Origin of the sequence: Levilactobacillus paucivorans (genome assembly GCF_001437125.1) — a bacterium.
GTDB classification, from domain to species: domain Bacteria; phylum Bacillota; class Bacilli; order Lactobacillales; family Lactobacillaceae; genus Levilactobacillus; species Levilactobacillus paucivorans.
This window is the reverse complement of the sequence record NZ_JQCA01000004.1, coordinates 1-17,317: the sequence shown is the minus strand read 5'-3', so window position 1 is coordinate 17,317 and position 17,317 is coordinate 1. Positions and strand designations below refer to the sequence as shown.

The 17,317-nt window shown below is 48.5% G+C and carries 15 protein-coding genes; 4 read left to right on the top strand and 11 right to left on the bottom strand.

All coding sequences use genetic code 11. The annotated features are described in order from the left end of the window. Window positions 1-39 precede the first annotated feature (39 nt). The 6 genes from IV54_RS00180 to IV54_RS00155 all read right to left on the bottom strand — a co-directional run bounded on the left by IV54_RS00180 (window position 40) and on the right by IV54_RS00155 (window position 7,971). On the bottom strand, window positions 40-921 hold the full coding sequence (locus IV54_RS00180; RefSeq protein WP_057877404.1) for a metallophosphoesterase family protein: 882 nt from the start codon (window positions 919-921) through the stop codon (window positions 40-42). A gap of 943 nt (window positions 922-1,864) precedes the next feature. Continuing rightward, window positions 1,865-2,647 carry a hypothetical protein gene (locus tag IV54_RS00175; RefSeq protein ID WP_057877403.1) on the bottom strand — a complete coding sequence of 261 codons (783 nt, stop codon included), beginning with the start codon at window positions 2,645-2,647 and terminating at the stop codon, window positions 1,865-1,867. Between the two features lie 385 nt (window positions 2,648-3,032). Next, the gene (gene rihC, locus IV54_RS00170; protein ID WP_057877402.1) at window positions 3,033-3,947 is read right to left on the bottom strand and encodes a ribonucleoside hydrolase RihC; all 915 of its coding nucleotides are present in this window, start codon (window positions 3,945-3,947) and stop codon (window positions 3,033-3,035) included. 81 nt (window positions 3,948-4,028) lie between these two features. Further along, window positions 4,029-5,342, bottom strand: coding sequence for an NCS2 family permease (locus tag IV54_RS00165; RefSeq protein ID WP_057877401.1), 1,314 nt, complete (start codon window positions 5,340-5,342; stop codon window positions 4,029-4,031). 252 nt (window positions 5,343-5,594) lie between these two features. Beyond that, entirely contained in the window at window positions 5,595-6,851 is a 1,257-nt protein-coding gene (locus IV54_RS00160) for a NupC/NupG family nucleoside CNT transporter (RefSeq protein WP_057877400.1), read from the bottom strand. A 295-nt stretch (window positions 6,852-7,146) separates the two neighbouring features. Next, entirely contained in the window at window positions 7,147-7,971 is an 825-nt protein-coding gene (locus tag IV54_RS00155) for an alkaline phosphatase family protein (protein WP_057877399.1), read from the bottom strand. Between the two features lie 509 nt (window positions 7,972-8,480). Here IV54_RS00155 and IV54_RS11655 point away from each other — a divergent pair. Next, entirely contained in the window at window positions 8,481-8,645 is a 165-nt protein-coding gene (locus tag IV54_RS11655; protein WP_157054315.1) for a hypothetical protein, read from the top strand. A 1,443-nt stretch (window positions 8,646-10,088) separates the two neighbouring features. Here the strand turns inward: IV54_RS11655 and IV54_RS00150 are convergent. Together IV54_RS00150 and IV54_RS00145 are read right to left on the bottom strand one after the other, a co-directional pair. Next, window positions 10,089-10,730, bottom strand: coding sequence for an SDR family oxidoreductase (locus IV54_RS00150; protein ID WP_057877398.1), 642 nt, complete (start codon window positions 10,728-10,730; stop codon window positions 10,089-10,091). Between the two features lie 435 nt (window positions 10,731-11,165). After that, the gene (locus tag IV54_RS00145; RefSeq protein WP_057877397.1) at window positions 11,166-11,432 is read right to left on the bottom strand and encodes a hypothetical protein; all 267 of its coding nucleotides are present in this window, start codon (window positions 11,430-11,432) and stop codon (window positions 11,166-11,168) included. 443 nt (window positions 11,433-11,875) lie between these two features. Here IV54_RS00145 and IV54_RS00140 point away from each other — a divergent pair, with 443 nt between their 5' ends. Both IV54_RS00140 and IV54_RS00135 read left to right on the top strand, forming a co-directional pair. Beyond that, on the top strand, window positions 11,876-12,484 hold the full coding sequence (locus tag IV54_RS00140) for a hypothetical protein (RefSeq protein WP_057877396.1): 609 nt from the start codon (window positions 11,876-11,878) through the stop codon (window positions 12,482-12,484). 135 nt (window positions 12,485-12,619) lie between these two features. Next, window positions 12,620-12,883, top strand: a complete 264-nt coding sequence (locus IV54_RS00135; protein ID WP_057877395.1) for a hypothetical protein — start codon at window positions 12,620-12,622, stop codon at window positions 12,881-12,883. A gap of 643 nt (window positions 12,884-13,526) precedes the next feature. On the opposite strand, the gene IV54_RS00130 is transcribed toward IV54_RS00135, so the two are convergent. Next, window positions 13,527-13,913, bottom strand: coding sequence for a MarR family winged helix-turn-helix transcriptional regulator (locus IV54_RS00130; RefSeq protein ID WP_057877394.1), 387 nt, complete (start codon window positions 13,911-13,913; stop codon window positions 13,527-13,529). 223 nt (window positions 13,914-14,136) lie between these two features. Then, window positions 14,137-14,937: a hypothetical protein gene (locus IV54_RS00125; protein ID WP_057877393.1), complete on the bottom strand. Its 801-nt coding sequence runs from the start codon at window positions 14,935-14,937 to the stop codon at window positions 14,137-14,139. 302 nt (window positions 14,938-15,239) lie between these two features. Between IV54_RS00125 and IV54_RS00120 the strand changes: the two genes are divergently transcribed. Beyond that, complete coding sequence (locus IV54_RS00120; RefSeq protein ID WP_057877392.1) at window positions 15,240-15,893, top strand: hypothetical protein; 654 nt, start codon at window positions 15,240-15,242, stop codon at window positions 15,891-15,893. A gap of 236 nt (window positions 15,894-16,129) precedes the next feature. Here IV54_RS00120 and IV54_RS00115 read toward each other — a convergent pair whose 3' ends face one another. After that, entirely contained in the window at window positions 16,130-17,170 is a 1,041-nt protein-coding gene (locus IV54_RS00115; RefSeq protein ID WP_057877391.1) for a hypothetical protein, read from the bottom strand. Window positions 17,171-17,317: the final 147 nt, after the last annotated feature.

The following is a 17,317-nucleotide window of genomic DNA, read 5'->3' as shown; positions in this document are numbered from 1 at the left end:
TGGTCACCGCAGGCGACGAAGTCCCGACAATATCAGATGTCAGATAAATGGCCCATTGACGATTCGCCGTGAACTGGTCAGACGAGGCCGATGTTTGGCAAAACCCGTGTTGTTCACTGTGACCGTGTCGATGATGGGTTGGCCCAGATAGAGGGGGTGGCTGGTGATGCTGGCTAGGCCACGTTGAATCGTGATGACGTTATACGTCACCGCGTCGTGGACCTCGTGGTAGTGTGGGTCCTGGCAATTGATGTAGGTTGAGGCCGACCCGACAGCCGTGACCGGAATGGTACTTTCGACTAAGTAGCTGGCCGCAAAATGTAAATGGCCGGTAAAGATGCCCCCGATATTGTGACCGTGGAGGATCGCCAAGAGTTCACGATTATTTTGCAGTAACGCGTAGCGCATCGGCCGCAATGCCGGCGCGTCTAGCGGATGGTGAAGGAAGATGAAGGCCCGGCGGCGAGGCGCTAAGTGGAGATTCTTGTTCAGCCAGTCTAGCTGCTCGCGATCGAGCCATCCCGCCTCCTTGTTCTCCTCCCATTTGGAATCTAAGAAATAGAAGTCCATGTTCTGATGAACCTGCTTGTAGGCGTAGTACGGTAGGTCAGGCTGGGATAAGTAGCCGTTGTTAAAGGCCTCACGGTCGTCCTGGTCCCCTAACACCACTTCAATCGGTGCCGCCAGCCGTTGCGATTGCTCACGCAGATAGCTGTGAAACCGGGCATAGTCCCCGGCCGTGCCCCCCTGTAAGAGATCTCCGCTCAAGACGACGAGGTCTGGCTGAAGCTGATGTTCCAAGACGTCGTCGAAGACCCGTTGCAGCTTCTCCTGCGGTAGTAGGCGCTGGTGGTACTGTGGCTCGACTCCCGGCGCCGTGAGTTGTGAATCTGATAAATGGATAATGGTAAATTTATTCATGTCCCCGTTGCCCCCCAAACAGATGATGGCCGCCGGGGAATCGGTCACCCGGTGACGGTTAAACGCCGATAATCACTAAGTTAGGTCTAGCATAGCGATCTTATGTAAATTAACCGTGTGTTCCCTGTCAACATCTTGTAAAGTTTCCGCAGATAGTGAGTAAACACGCCTGCTCTGCCTGTTCTCTTTTGCTACAAACCAGGCCTACTTTGTGAGTGTCGATCACAAAGTTGTTTATATTTGGGGGACACGTCAGAAACACTAGTCAGCGATCAAAAAACGGACTGAATTCACACCGAATTCAATCCGTAGATGTACTAGCTAGTTGTGACGCTTTGGTGGTCGGGAAAACCAAAGCATCGGTAACCACGTGATAATCAGTAAGATTAAGGTATCGAATTCCGTAGCGGACATACGATCATCCTCTTCCCCTTGATTTACCTTTTATCATACGCGGTCAATGTATTGATTTCGTATGGAAATGACACTCGTTTACGTAAAGAATTTGTATCAATTTTCAGCTAAAACCATTTACTATGAGCGACCCATCTGACAATAGGAGATATTATCCGAGTGCACGTAAACTAATCGCACGCATACTATCTCCTTATTTAGGCAACAAAAAGGGGCTGAAAGTCAGCCCCTAAAAGTTAAATCTCTCACTTATGGCAGAGAATCGCCTATCTTAAGCCTCTCACTTACGGTAGAGAATCACCTATAAATTATCGTTTTAGAATAGAAGTCTAGTGACTTCCTCAAGTTAAAAATAACTCATTTCATTCAAGAAGTAAACAGATTCGGACTCACCGTAACCAATTCTCAAAAAGGCTACAAATAACTAAATCTCTTCACTTCAACTGTTGTTAATTCTACACGACCTATGTGTGATTTCTGTATGAAACTGTACCCATTTACGTAAAGGTTGTGTAACAAAAGCGGCGTCTTAGCTTTCTTGCAGGTTCAAGTTGCCGTCCTCATCAAACAAGTTGATGTAGTAGTCAGTAGAATTTGAGCGGCTGGCATAATGATCAACCTTCGTTAAGTTTTCTACCAATGCGGCGACATCTGGCGCTTGATCGAACAGGCCATCCTTCTTCATTTGCGTCACAACGGAAGCGACATCCCCACCCATGACAACCAAATGTTTTGGCTGAACGATGGCGCATTCTTGAATAAAGAGATTGGCACTCTTGCGATAGGCTTCCTCGTGTTCGGCATCGCGTGGCTTGTTGAAGGCCTTCACAACCTTGGACGCTTCCGTTTCAATCGTGTTTTTCAGAATATCGGTCACGTAACAGCCACGGAAGACGTCATGGTTCGTCATCATAGCCAGGTTGAAGACGTGGGTCAGCGCAGACCCTTTCGGATCAATTTCATGGAAGTTGTACCATTCTTTACCTTCGAAGATATTCTTTTCTCGCCGCGAAATGTTCAGGGCTAAGAAGAGACAGTTCCGGTTAAAGACAGGTTCTGCCGCAAAGGCTTCTGTTGGGAAGTTATAGTCCAGCTTCAACGCGTCGGTGACGGCTCGCGGCTTGAGTTCAGTCTGGTCGGCTGCCATGCGTGCTTCAATCGTCGCCATGTCAGGCCGATTCTTATAGGTCAAAAATGACCCAATATCAGCTAACGTCAGGTCTCTTAGTTCACCGGGATGCGATTCACTAGGAGCCGTGAAACCTGTTTTGACTGCCATTAATTTTTCACAAATTTCCTTCGTTGTTGCCATAATAATAACCACCTTTTTTATTAATTCCCCATCACTTGGGGTTACTTACTGAGGCTATTATCCCAATTTGGACTGTCACATAATGTCAGTTTTGACGTCTCGTGTCACTTTTTTCGAAAGAAATTCAAAAAAGGCCAATTCGCAAATGAATTGGCCTTTCAGCGCCTCGCTAATGCGCCTATGTTTCAGATAGGGCACATTTCTGAATAAAGAAGAATCATAGACTTCCCGCATCTAAACACGACTTAATATTACTGGACACAAGTGTTATTTCTCTTTAGAATACCTACCTGTTTCCGTAGAGTTTGTGTATCGAGCCTTCACCCCACAGAAAAAGAGCCCAGGATCTCTCCCGGACTCTTCGGAATTCTGTAAGTAACGAAGACTAGTTCTTAATAGCGCGAACTTCTTCGAGGAACCACTTGTTGAAGGCAGCGGCATCAATGTCAACGGAAACCTTGGCATTGGTCTTGCCATCATGGTAAGCACCTCGGATGTCACCGACAGTTTCACCAATGGCAGCGCCAGTGGTAACCACGTCGATCCACATGTCTTCAGTGGTAATTGCTTCTGGGTGAAGTAAGTAGAAGATGGTGTTCACATCGTGCATCGCAATCCCGTTGCTGTTGTTATCACCATCATTGATGATAATGTCATGCAACATCTTACCAGTTTCGCTAATCTTTGGTAATTCTTCGATGCTGTCGTGAGTTAAGAGAGCCTTCATGGTAATGTCCAGGCCAACCATCACGATTGGAATACCAGACTTGTAAACGATAGCGGCTGCATCTGGGTCGGTGAAGACGTTGAATTCAGCGGCACTCGTCATGTTACCCTTACCTAAGGCACCACCCATGGCAACGATCCGTTCGATGTGGCTCTTAACTTCTGGGTATTCAGAGAAGAGTAAAGCAATGTTGGTGTATGAGCCAGTTGGAACCAAGGTAATTGGTTCGTCACTAGCCATGATTTCATCATGGAGAGCTTCGACGGCCGTCTTGTCTAATGGCTTAGGCAGGTCGGTTGGGAAGTCGTAACCAGGCATCCCTGATTCACCGTGAATCCGAGCAGCGTCTTCAAAGTCCTTGAAGAGTGGTTGTTCGGCACCAGCGGCAACTGGGATGTTCGCATTGAAGAAACGTACGATCTTCTGTGCGTTGATCGTGGTCTTGTCGACAGTGACGTTACCTGCAACAGTCGTGATCAGCTTCAAGTCAATGCTTGGGTCGTTGATCGCCATCGTTAAGGCAGCAGCATCATCAATTCCTGGGTCAGTATCCATAATAATCTTTGTAGTCATCATTATTTCCTCCCAATGAAAATTTGGTTTTTAACAGCGGCCGAAACCGCTTACGTTTAACCCTTGAGTAAAACCCTGTCATTACAACAGGGCACTAAATACCAGGTCGAGTAGGAATAGCCCACCCAACAGGTAGACCGGCCAAGTCAGGCGTTTGCCTTGACCCAAGGCCAGCTTCATTACCGGATAACACACAAACCCGAAGGCTAATCCGGTTGAAATACTATTGGTAAATGGAATCAGCACAATGATTAGAAAGGCTGGGAACCATTCGGAGAAGTCTGCCATCTTAATGTTCCCGATGGCAGCCATCATGATCGCACCGGTAATCACAATCACGGGCGCAATCGCCGCGGAAGGCACATAGGCCAACAACGGCACGAAGATGAGGGAGAGGCCAAACATGACCGCGGCCACTAAGGCCATCAGGCCGGTCCGACCCCCACTCTCGATACCCGAGGCACTTTCTGCGGCGGCAACGGTTGGGCTGGTGCCCAGGAAGCCGGAGAAGAAAGTGGTGATGGCGCTACCCTCGAAGGTCTTCTTGAACTTCTTTTGGTTGGGTAGGAGGCCCTGTAAGAGCCCCATCGACTCGAAGACCAGAATCATAGTCATCGAGAAGGCCGCCAGGATGAACGGCGTGCTGAGCCAGTGTGAGAAGTCATTTTTAAATAAAATCTCGTGGTACTGACCTAACCGCGCCAAATCAACCTTAGGCGTGTCACTATCCTTAACGCCGAAGAAGAAGGCTAACAGGCTGGTCGCAATGATCGCGATGAAGAAGTTCCCCTTCACCTTACGGATGTAGAGGACCAGGCTCAACACCAACCCGAACAAGGCCAGGAGTGGTGTGGGTTTGGTGAGATCTCCCAACACAATCAGCGACGACTTACCCGCCACGATGAGACCCGCCTTTTCCAAGCCAATCTCGACTAGGAACAGACCAATCCCTGCGGTAATCCCGCTCTTCAGCGATTCGGGTATTGCCGTGGAAAGAATCGTCGCCACCTTCGTAAAGGCGATTAACATATAAACGAAACTCGCCACGGCCGCGATCCCGAGGGCTTCCTGCCAACTCAGACCCATGTTCACCACGATGGTGTAGGTAAAGAAGGCGTTGACCCCCATCCCCGGTGTCAGAATGATTGGCACATTGGCCCAGAAGGCCATGACCAGACACCCAATCACCGAGGAGAAGATGGTCGCGAAGACACTGAGATCCGTGGGGATCCCGGCATCCTTAAGAATCAGCGGATTAACGATAATAATGTAGGAGATGGCGAAGAAACCGGTGATCCCCGCGATTATTTCGTTACGGACGACATCCTTGTTTCGCAAGGCTTCGCGTAACGTCATTTCGTTCGCTAAGTCGGCTTGCGTTTGTTGCTTATCCATTAGATTAATTTCCTATCTTTCAATACGTCATTACCCGACGTACGTACTTTATCGGGCATTGCAACCGAATGCTTTCACCCATTCGGCTGGGTTTCACTCCCGCATGGAAGGTCGGCACCCGGACTGACATCACGAGAGAACCTCGTTTTGTCGCTGTCCTTCTAGTATAACCTAGATTCGCTGACACAGATAGCCCAGAAGCCATTGGCCCTGGGCTATCAATTTTAAAACGTTAAGCTATTTGAATCGGGTTTACCAAACGAATAATCCAACCATACCGGCTGAAAGTAAGGAAACCAGAATCCCGGAAAGAAGCATGTAACCAACGTTTCTGGAGATAAGTTCGTTGTTTTCGCGGTCAACGATCCCCTTGAAACAACCGATAATCATCCCAGTAGTTGAGAAGTTAGCGAATGAAGTCAAGAAGACAGTCAAGATGGCACGGTAGTGAGGTGAGAAGGCGTTCGTGTTGATGGTACCGGTAATCTTACCCATGACAACGAATTCGTTGGTAACCAACTTCGTCCCCATGTATTGGGCAAAACCGAAGGCATCGTGAACGTCCAGACCCATTAACCATGCAAATGGGAACATGATTACCCCTAAGATGTGTTCCAGAGATAATACTGGGCTAATCAAGCCAAGTAACTTGTCAATCAAAGCAGCTAAGGCAACGAAGGCAATAACGTTACCAGCGATGATTAAGATCAAACGGCCGGCACCCATGATGGAGTCACCCAAGAATGAGAAGAATGGTTCGCGGCGACCGTCAGCTTCAACTTCACCGTCTTCAGCAGCAACTGAACTAGAACCACCGATCTTAGCAATCGTGTCTTCTTCAGGCGTAACTTCGACAGGGTTCAAGATGTTCGTGACGATGATGGCGTTCAAGATGTTAATTGGAACGGCCGTCAAAACGAATTGACCTGGAACCATTTGGGTATATGCACCCAAGATAGAAGCAGTGATACATGACATGGACATCATGGCAAGGGTTAAGTTACGTTCCTTACGCATCGTCTTTAATTGCAATTGAGAAACGGCAAGGGCTTCAGTGTTCCCTAAGAACATCATTTCAACAGAGAAGAATGATTCGAACTTAGGTTGGCCAGTAATGAAGGATAAGCCACGGCCGACCCACTTGATGATCCAAGGTAATACCCCGATGTAAGTCAAGATATCGAACATTGGAACAACCAAGAGGATTGGTAAGAGTGAACTGGTAATGAAGTTCATGGACTTAGCAGTCCCACCGAATTGTGGCGTTACCCAGTTAGGTAAGGCGAAGACAATCCCTTGGTAGGCAACTTGGACTAACCAGTTGAAACCATCGGCGGCACCCTTAACGATGTCTTGTCCGATTTGGAAACTAGTGAAGAACCAAGCTAAGACAAGGTTCAATACCAAAACAATAACAGTTGACTTCCAGTTGATCTTTTTCTTGTTCTTCGAGAACAAGAACGCAATGGCGAGGTAAACAAGTACCCCTAACATGTTAATAAAAATCATTGGTCGAAATACCTCTTTCCGAATTTTTTTAACCGACGACCCGTCAGTTTTAAAACAAACCGTTAAGTGGTCTCTAAGAATCTATGTACCACAGTTGTTGAAACGTTCATCGCGGTGTCGACGCCCGGATCGTATTCGTCAGAGAATTGGTGAATAGGTCCCTGCGAAGGGACTTGAATAATTGATGACTCTTTCTTCTGACGATCTACACGACCCCTGGTTGGTCGAAAATGTTCCTGCGATGCTGTGCCCCTCACCTCCTTTCATGGTGCTTAGTTTAACGTGCTGCGTTTTATTATTGGGTTAATTCATTCATAAAGCTATGTCCGGCTGCGTTACGGGCCAAACCGAAGTTCTCAAGTACCGTGGCCCCGACATCCGCTAACGTCCGACGAATGCCTAAGGCGTGGGCGCTCGGCCGTGATGGCGAATAGGCAATCAGCGGCAAGTACTCGCGCGTCGGCTTACCCGGCATGGTCGGGTCCCCGGCGTGCGTGGCGGTCAGGATGAGGAGGTCGTTAGCCCCCATGTCATTCATGACCTGCGCCAGGTAGTGGTCGGCGTTCATCAACGCCTTCCCAAACTCCCCAACGTTCCCTTCCTCACCCGCGAAACGAAATTCCGGGAGCATCACCGTGGCCACCCCAGAGGCTGGTCGATAAAGCTGGTCGTACAGGACGCGGAAGGCATCCTGATTACTGCCAATCTGGAATCGTTCGACGGTGTCCTGCGTTTGCAGGTAGCTAAGGAAAGGGCCGGCAACAGTTACGGGATAACCTGCCACCGGTAATGTATCGAACACGCTGCGGGTCCGGGTCTCCCCGGTGTAGTCCCACATCTCCCGTAAGCCCGTGGCACGCCCATTATCACTGGCGGCCATGTGCAAACGGCCAAAGAAGCCGTCGGGATGTTCGATGGGTGGGACGCCCGGTAGCGGATGGTCAACCCGAATGTTTCCGAGGCCCAAGCGCTGTAATGTTGGAAGATTTAGTTTACCCGACCAACTAGCCGCCACATGTCCAATTGTATCTGCGCCAACGGATTGAAAGCGGTTAGCGTCGGGGGCTTCGCCTAAGCCTAAGCCGGCAAAATCAATAACAAAGATGCGATGAAAAGCCACCGTTGCTCACTCCTTCGTAACCACCCCGTCAAAAACGACGTTGGCAAAATTTCGGTCTAGTAATAATATACCGTTTCCATCGCCGCCTGTAAATGGCTGATTGCATAATTTCTGAGAAACTCATTTCCGAACATTACGCCCCTTAACGATCCTTGCGACTCTAAGAATCGCGGCAGATCACGGATATTGACGAAAACGTTTTCTTTTTCGTCAAACGGTTTACGTTACATTTATACATTTATAATAGCGATCTCATTTACTCAAGTGCTGGGATCGGGTTAATTTCGACCGCTAAACCGGTCAGATGATGGATAACTGAACAATAAGTTCCTGCTCAAAAATAGCCGAACAAAACTGATACAATTGGTAAGCGGTTCCAATTGGTCTAGGATCTCCGTAATCGATCGGACTTGTGGTGGACTGGGGCTCCCCTGTCTTCTGGCTGCCAGCAACCTGAAACGGACTGGTCACTCGGACAGACCTACCACACCCCACCTGTCACTCTTATCATGACCAGTGGATTTATCCCGGACGCCAATCAATTCACACTGGTAATGGATCTTCTGAAGAATAAGTCCCCCTATAACCAACGGATAGAGGGGACTGTTGGCACCTACGCGGGTGTTATCCCCGTCATCATCGGCCATAACCAGCTGTATGTCGTGAAAAATTAATTTTTAAAAATTAAAAAAAGTGCATAAAAAAACGAACTTCAAGTTTGAAATGAAGATGACTTGAAGTCCGCTAACTCACGGAAAGGAGGTTGTGATTACTACTAAATTCCCGTTTCGTAATCAATTTAATTCTTAATCGCCTCATAACTATATTTTTCCAACTGAGCTGTCACAGCCGTTCTCATATTATTTAATTTCTGGCTATCGTCTCAGCTTGAATCAATTTTCTTAATGCCTTCATTACCCTAACAGAACACGCTATAACGATTCTTGTTGAAATCCTTGCATGACCTCTGTCACCGTAACATAGGAGCTCTAGTGAAATTCTGGAACTGTCGTCTAATCTTTGGAAACATCCACGCTTTCGTCAAGCGCTAAGCTTAAAACAGATATTAAGTTGTTGATGAAACTGTAACCTGGTACCTGAAGCTACTAGAGTTCTTTAGAAGGGTTATCTGAGTTGTCAAAAACTTTTTTCAATGGTGCGGGATCCTGAATCGTAAAACCTGTCTCGCGTCAAAACGGAAATCGGTTTCTTGAAGCAGTTACCAACTAGATTTGAATCTGAAAAACTGAATCTCACAACTCTTAATTCCTTTCCGCACCTTTATAGTATCACGTGTTGTAAGCGTTTACAACAAAAATAACAACAAATTTCAAATTTATTTTTGACCAAGTTTAGCCCCAAAAAGTCAAGTTTAATGCTCACCTGTAAACACTGTCACACCGGCGCTAAGAGCTTGTTGACAAGACAATTTCAGTGGACCGCTCCAGGCATGAAATTGGCTACCCAATCATAACTCGACTGGTTGTCGAAATTCCGACGAAAATTGTCCCAAAACAAGCGACAATTTTTATTGAAGCACGACCAAACTTTTACAAAAACGCCACCAATTATCCACGATATTTACCTGCGATGCTTGTTTTCTTCCGGCAAGTCTCAGCCTGCAGGGTGGTTCTGAGGAGGCTCAGTGGTGTCGTTTCACTTGGCTGGGTGATCTTCCCAGTCTAGTGAAAGCCCGAGTTTGAAGACCTGCTCCTGGGCTTCAAATCGTGGCCACCACGTTCCAGCCTCCTCAGAACCACCCGGAAGGCGCTGCCGCAGACAAAAAAACACCGCCAGCGGGTCATGACCGCCAACGGTGTTACACAACATATGAATCAATTCCAGGCAAATCCATGGGTTCTTGTTTGGAGGAAAAGTTTCACAGAATAGCTTAGTAAATTGATTCCAAGTTAAGTAAAAAACAAGTCTCTGGCTTGTGCGCCATACTCAGCGCACACCATAGTTATACCGCGAATTGGCGCCTTTTGCACTCTTTTTGACCCGATCTTTTCCGCCCTAATCGAACGAACGCCGGTAAACAGGTGTTTATAGGAAGAAATTATTTTTGAACTAATTCAAAAAGCCCGTCAAAAGACGAGCTTCTAAATTAACTAATTTTAGTACCAAACTGGCTTGTCGCCATCGGTGTTGGGCTTGTTAACTCCCAGTGAAGCGTGAATCGATTGCGTGGGATCGGCCACCAGCTGGGTAACCAGAGCCGCAATACTCTTCCGGGAAACTTCGGTCCCCTTGAAGGGTTCGCCCTTCTGAGTGGTTTCGTAGTCAATCTCATCGCGGTTACTCAACCAAGCTGGCCGGATAATCGTGTAGTCCAAGTCGGAACCTTCGATAACCTTGGCCGCGGCACTGTACGTTTCGAGGTAACCGCCATCCAGCATCTTGTGGTTGAATTCTCCATACTTGCCAGGCACTTCATCGTAGATTCCCAGCGTGGAGATCCAGATCAGGCGCTTAACGTTAGTGGCATCCATCGCCGCCACAACCGTCTTGGCTTGGTCTTCGATGTTGTCCCCAGCTAAGTTGGCGTAAACGATGTCGGTGTCGGCCATGGCCGCCTTCAGGTCGGCTTCGTTGTCGGCGTCCCCATCAACCACCTTAACCCGGCTACCAGCGGCGTCGGCCAAACGGCTAGCGTTACGCAGGAACAGCGTTAAGTGATTCCGATCATTGGCTAATAATTGTTCGGTAGCCAACTGGGCAATGCGACCGTTGGCACCTAAGATTAAGACATTTGTCATATGAAGACCCTCGTTTCTTTTTAGTTTATGGTTATACTGTAATACTCATAGTTACATTAAGCAAGTCAGACGTTTCAAGGCTTCCTGACCAAAATAGCCAAACCGCCACGGCCCCAATTGACGCCGCGGTATAAAATTATTTATGGCTTACCAATTATTACTTGCTCCATGTCGCCTATTTAGAACCAACAGAATGGCCGACGGTGGTGGTCGATGTCAGGTCGACCTGAAGGGAGGTTCCTGAGAGGGCTCAGTGGTGTCGTTAGTCTTAGCGGAGCGGGTTCCTCCGGTTAGACTAAGACCGGCTTTTGAGACCGCTCTTTGGCTCAAAACCGTGTCCACCACGTTCCAGCCCTCTCAGGGACCTCCCGGAAGGCGTCCGCTGGCAACGACTGACCAAAAAAAGCGTTACGACCAAAGCAGCAGCGCTTCCGCTTAGATTAACATTAACGTAACGCCTTGAAGTGGCGTTAAGCTGTCACCCAAGTCACCGAAAACCAGTTCCTTCTTGAAGACCGGTGAGTCGAGCTCAACTAAATTGGTTTTATCAATGCTCAGATGATAACGGCCGTGCTTATCCCGTTCCAAGGTGTAATTAATAAATTCCTGTTCAGGGGCGTAAGTCGCAAAGTGGGCAGCGTAATGACCGGTCTGATGGGAAACGACCAGACGAATCCCGTTTTCATCTCTAAAAATGTGCAAAATTGTTCACTCCTAAATTGATTGGAAATTATCCGATTTGGCAGAAAATAAAAAAGGAAGGGTCGTGCTCCGGTACCCCCTCCCGCTATCAACACGTGGTCAATCGGTGGGGAAGCTCCGTGGCACGACTGGTGGCAACCACGGCCCAGCAGCAATCTTCGATCGACCTCCGGGTACACAGTGATGCCAGCCTTACCAAACGTCGAACACGCTTGGCATCACCAGATAATTCCTCTATGTACTTCGATTGTACCATACTTACCCTGAAAAGATCAGTCAGGAGCGAAATCCCAATCGCCCTCTCATTTTAGCTGACCCTTGTCTGTGCGGGGCAAACATGCTTCAATGGGACTAGTGCTTAGCGATGGCCCACGGCCCGCCAGCAGGTTCACCCAATAAAGACTATACTATTTAACAATAACTACACGCATGGATGTCCTACAATGGCAAACACGAAAAACAGTCAGGCGGCAAAGATTCGCCAACAGATTATCAGCTGGCTTCAAGATCCAGCAGAAACGGAAGTCGTCTTCCAGGAAAAGTTCCCCGGGATTCGCGGGATTAGAGCGGTCAGCCTACGTCAAAAATTAGTGGCCCTCGGCTACGCCAACTCTGCGGTCATGGGTGCCGTCTCCGCGGCCCCTTCCGTTGACCACCGGATCAAGAAGGCTGCCCGCAAGCCACGGCAAGTCTTCTACTATTTCGATGGCGAACCCGACAACACGCCGGCCCCAACCGTTACCCCGGCCGTCAAGGTTGCCACGAGCCAGCCTAAGGCCACGCAACCCACCACGACACCTCAGCGAGTCACCCGGACCGTGGCCCCCGCTGCCGAGGGTCTCAGTGGCACCCCGGCCTTCCGTGACCTCCTGGCCACCAACCAGGCCCTGCACAGTCAGGTCGACGCCTTGCTCGATGCCGCGCAACAACAGCGCCCGCTCGGTGACCTCGAATTGACCTTCTTAACAGACTTCACCGCCCAGGTTGCCAAACAAACCGAACTATTAGATGCCTTGGCAACTCAGGAACGCATCGATCAGTTGCGCCACTAGGTTCTATTCAGTTAACGGCATACTAAATAAGGTGCTAAACAATTCACTTTTTGAAATTATTTCTTCAAAAAGCCTTGACTTTTAGGCCCGCAGCCTTTATTCTTTTATAAATTACTTTTAAGGGGGACGATTGCTGTGGCATTACATGAAAACGATCGCGTCTTTTGCGAAAAGACCGAGCTCTTCTCAAATTCATTCTACGGCACCATTACCAAGATGTATGAACACTCTGCGATAGTTAAGGTTGAACCAGACCAACTGTCAAAGAAAGAAACCGATAAAATCGACTCCTTTGGCGACCTCGTTGTGATTCGCCATACAGAACTTCAATTGGTCGACGCTGAGGGTAATCCAATGGATGAACCCGAAGAAGACGAACCTTTAGAAGCAGCAGAATAGTACGTTAGGCAAGGGAATGTGGCGTCGGCCACGTTCCCTTTTTCGTATGTTCTGGGTTGGTTCAGACCAAGACTGCCGACAATGCGCTTAGTTCTCGCCTTACCGGGGACCAGCTAGGGGGCTGGAACGCAGTGGGCACGTTTTCGAGCCACAGTGCGGTCTCGAAAGCCGGCCTTGTTGTAAGTGGCGGAAGATCACCCCCACTAACAACAACGACACCGCTGAGCCCCCTAGCCGGTCCCCTCACGGCTGATAGGGAGCACAAGCTGGCAAGATTACATCACAGTTCACAACGACCTCACATGACGTGTCTGACATTCCTGTGACGGACGACTCCGCCCACATTGTTTTGGTTACGGTCAATCTTAGCCGGAGGAGGACAGGGTGGAGCCGGCCGTGACGAGGGTGTAAGGCCGGGTGCTAGGTCCTTCCCGGCCTTACACCATGGGCGACTTTGAAGACCCGTGCCCCTTACGGGGCTTCAAATCGAGCGAGAAGCCCAGAGGGCTGAAGCGTCCCCACAGCAGGCGGAATCCCTGTCAGCCGCAGGCGTGCAGTTTCCACCACCAACTCAAGACCAAAATAAAAGAGGTGTCAGCAACGGCACCTCCCTCTGCGCGGAACAGAGATTTTTTTGAGTAGTTTATTCGGCGTCAATAACGCCAGCGATCTGTCGCATGAGCTCTGGGAGTTCTTCGACCAGCACATCACTAACGTGTTCTTCAACCTTCCGACCTCTGGCCGTGATTTGAAAAACATGGTAGCGGCGATCGGTTGGCAACGTTTCATCCTGAATGAACCCACCATTTAACAACCGGCTAATCTGAATCGACACCATTGATTGGCCGACGTTCAACCGCCGGGAAAGTTCGCTGGTGCTGATCTTTTCCGTCGCGAGTTCATGTAAAATCCGGTACTGTTCAAACGTAATTGCATCTCCACTGCTCGGTCGCTTGATAAAGGGACGCAGGAGCGAATTCAACTGGTGAATCCGGTCGACGTCCACGGCCAACTTGTTGGCTTCCATCATGATGCTCTTCCTCCTCGTGACCCGGTGATATGCCGCACCGGTAGTCCTTAACATAGTCATAGGTAGTTGGCGATTCATGGGTAAAAAGCATAATCCCTTAAAGTTACCGCCCCTAAACATCCTACCATAGATAACTGACTATATTATAAACAAATCACATCTTAGCCAAATTTCTTTATTACCAAACTAATATGACCGGCATTGTCAGCGTCGCTGAGACCTGTTACTCCGCTACGTCGCGCTCGTCCCCGTACCTGTATTTACGGGTATCCCCATCGAGGACTTGACGGACCAGTTCTTCGACCTCTTCGTCTGGAAAAACCAGGCCAACCTTAGACAAAAGACCTTTGGCTAACCCAACATGTTCCTCCAGCCGGTCCGCTATGACTTCCTCGGAAGTCATGACATAGTCGAACTGCTTGTCGTTATGATGCTGGTTGTCGGCGAAGTCTTGTCTGCGTGACTGGGCCTTGAACAGGTCCCGGGCCTCGTTGATATGCGTCCATAGTCTGTCTTTGGTATCGCAAACAATCATCTCCATTCCATTCTCTAACTGGATCCTGACCTTCCCTTTGACGCCAAATGAATTAATCTCGTCAACAAAGTGGCCATTGATCCAGCTATGGTGACCGCCCTTCTGAGGTTTATCGGTTGGGACCATTAGGAAACGGCCGACAACGACTGGGTAGGGTTGCGTCAGGTGGTATTTCTTCGCCGCAATAGCCATATCAAGCTTCATATGCCCGGCAGCCGCGCGTCCCTTGTTAATTACCTTGGTAGGACTCATATCCGTTCTAAAGATATGGTCATTAACCCAGACGATGGCTTGGCGCTGTTGCCGCGTGGTACTCATGTTCTTGACAAAGATAATGTTGGGCCAATCAAAATCACTACTGGTACCAGGATACTCATCAATCACATCTTCAAGTCTTAACTTGGTAAAATCTAGGACGCCAGTTTCTTGAACCTGTTGTTTCATCTCGGGCCGAAGACCCTTGATGTGACTAAGAGTTGAACTCTTCAATAGCATGCTCCAATGGTCATTTTGGCTTCTTAAATGCTTTACCAGGGTTGGTCCCTACCCACGTACATAATGGCATGAAACACGAATGATAGCAAGATATATACTCAGCTTGTATAAAAAAAGAAATATCAACGTAATAACTGACACAAAGCGGTCTAAACGATGTCTACCAACAATTATTATGCGGGTTATACACGAACTATAGTCCATTTTATACAATTTAAATCCGTTTTCTCACCCAATCTTCACCCAACTCTCGCATTCTCCTGGTATACTCAGCAAAAATGGAGGGATTGGCTATCATGCAAGAACCGCAAGACATCGTGAATTCATTAGGAAAAGTGCTGACCTTGATTCGTCTGATTCCCGGAGATGGGGTTCCCGTGTTCTTCGTCGCCAGTAACCTCGACATCCCCGAATGGTACCTGCAAGCCCTCGAGGACGATAAACTCCCCCGGCCCAGCCGTAGCCGTCTCGCGCTGATTCTATTGACTTACGGCCTCACGCTTGACCTGCTCGATGAGTACCAGATGGACCCAGACCTAACCACCACGCTCTTCAAAGAAGGACTCCGTAAAAACAAGGAACTTCGTAACACCGACCTGGGCGAAGAGATCGACTGGCCCGACACTACGGCTTTCTCCCAAAGCTATGGGATCGTCAGCATGACCGACAAGGCCGACCGCAATAGCTACGCCGATATTCTGCGGGTCCTGCGCAAAGACTTCGACGGCGCGTCAATCCCCGCCGCTAGCCAACGCTATGGCGTCGCCCCAATCATCTACTGGCAGATTGAGGCCGCCCGGATACCAACATCGACCAAAGTCATTGCCGAACTCAATGCACGCCTGCACACGGACAACCTCACCCCCTTCTTAATGGCTCCTGACCTCTATCAGGCGATCTCCCAGCAGTTAGCCGATTATCAGGAGAACTTACCAGTGTCTCGAGCGTAGGGGGCTTAGACACGACTTTAGGGGGATTAAAATTGATTTTGATTGATTGTTGTCAGTTATATTTATATATTAATAAATAATTTGGTCCATATTTTGATGGATTTCCAACTAAAATTGATAACTTTCTGTCCGGTTTCCTAAAGTCACATTCCCTCACTGAGATAAAACAGAATATGTACTAAAATACCCTCACCGAAAAATTCGGTGAGGGTATTTTAGATTAGATTTAGTTAGGATTAGCCAACGTAGCTAGTGTTTGGTGTTGCTGGTGTAACAGGCGTAGCGGCATCAACCGGGGACTTGCCTTCCTTAACAGTTGACGTGTAGAAGACTTGCGCGTTCTTAGCACTGCCGTAAGTTCCATCTTCGGCATTCTTGAACGTGTATTGCGTGTAAACTTGCTTGCCGTTAACTTCGTATGAAGGCGTGTTAAGCGTCTTCAAGCCGTTAGTAGTCAAGTAAGCTTCAACATCACTAGCAGTGAAGGCAGTGTCTGCAGTACCAGTGAAGGCATTAGCTACTGAAGGGAAGACAACAGTCGTAGCTGAAGCCGTCTTGCCACCGTAAACAGTCAAAGCGTCAGAACCACTAACTTGGCCCTTGTAACCGTAGAAGTTGATCTTAGTGTCAGCGTTTTGGTTCTTAACCACGTATAAGGTAACCGTGTCGCCAGTCTTGATGTTAGATAAAGCACTGGCATTCATGGTATCAGTAGCTGTGAAGGTGTACCCAGTACCCTTCAAAGCAGTCTTAGCCCAGTCGACCGCAGTGATTTGTCCCTTAGCATCGGCAGTAACGTCGGTGCCAGTAGCGGTAGAAACAACGCCCTTAGCATCCTTCAAACCGGTCAAGGTCGTTGACTTAACGTCAGTACCATCGGCCGTCTTGAAGTTAACCTTAACGTCGGTCTTGTCGTTGAAGACAGTAGATGGCTTAGTAGCCGTCAAAGCCTTGTAGTAGATGTAACCATCTACTGAAGGGTTCTTAGCGTCCTTAACGTAGTAGTAGAGCGTTCCTTCACGAGACTTCTTAACAGCCTTAGTTACCGTTAATTCATCGGTAGCGTATGGTGTCGTGTCGCTAACCTTAGCAGAAGCACCGTATTGGGTGTAACGAGGAGCTGACCATGTAACGTTTTGGGTACCTGGTTTAGCGAAGTACATCGTCGTCGTTGAAGGCATGTCAGCAGTCTTCGTCGTATAAGACTTCTTGATACCGCCGGCGAAAGTCCCCTTCTTCTTACCGCCGTAAACGTAACCACGGTACTTACCGTTCATAGAAACTACCTTGTAGTAAACGGCACCCTTGTTGGTAGTAGTCGTACGGTATGCCCAGAAGTAGTCAGCTGACTTACCTGAGTTAGCAAGCTTCGAGAGCGTAAAATATCTTGTGTAAATGCATAAAAGATTTCTGAATTGTATAGA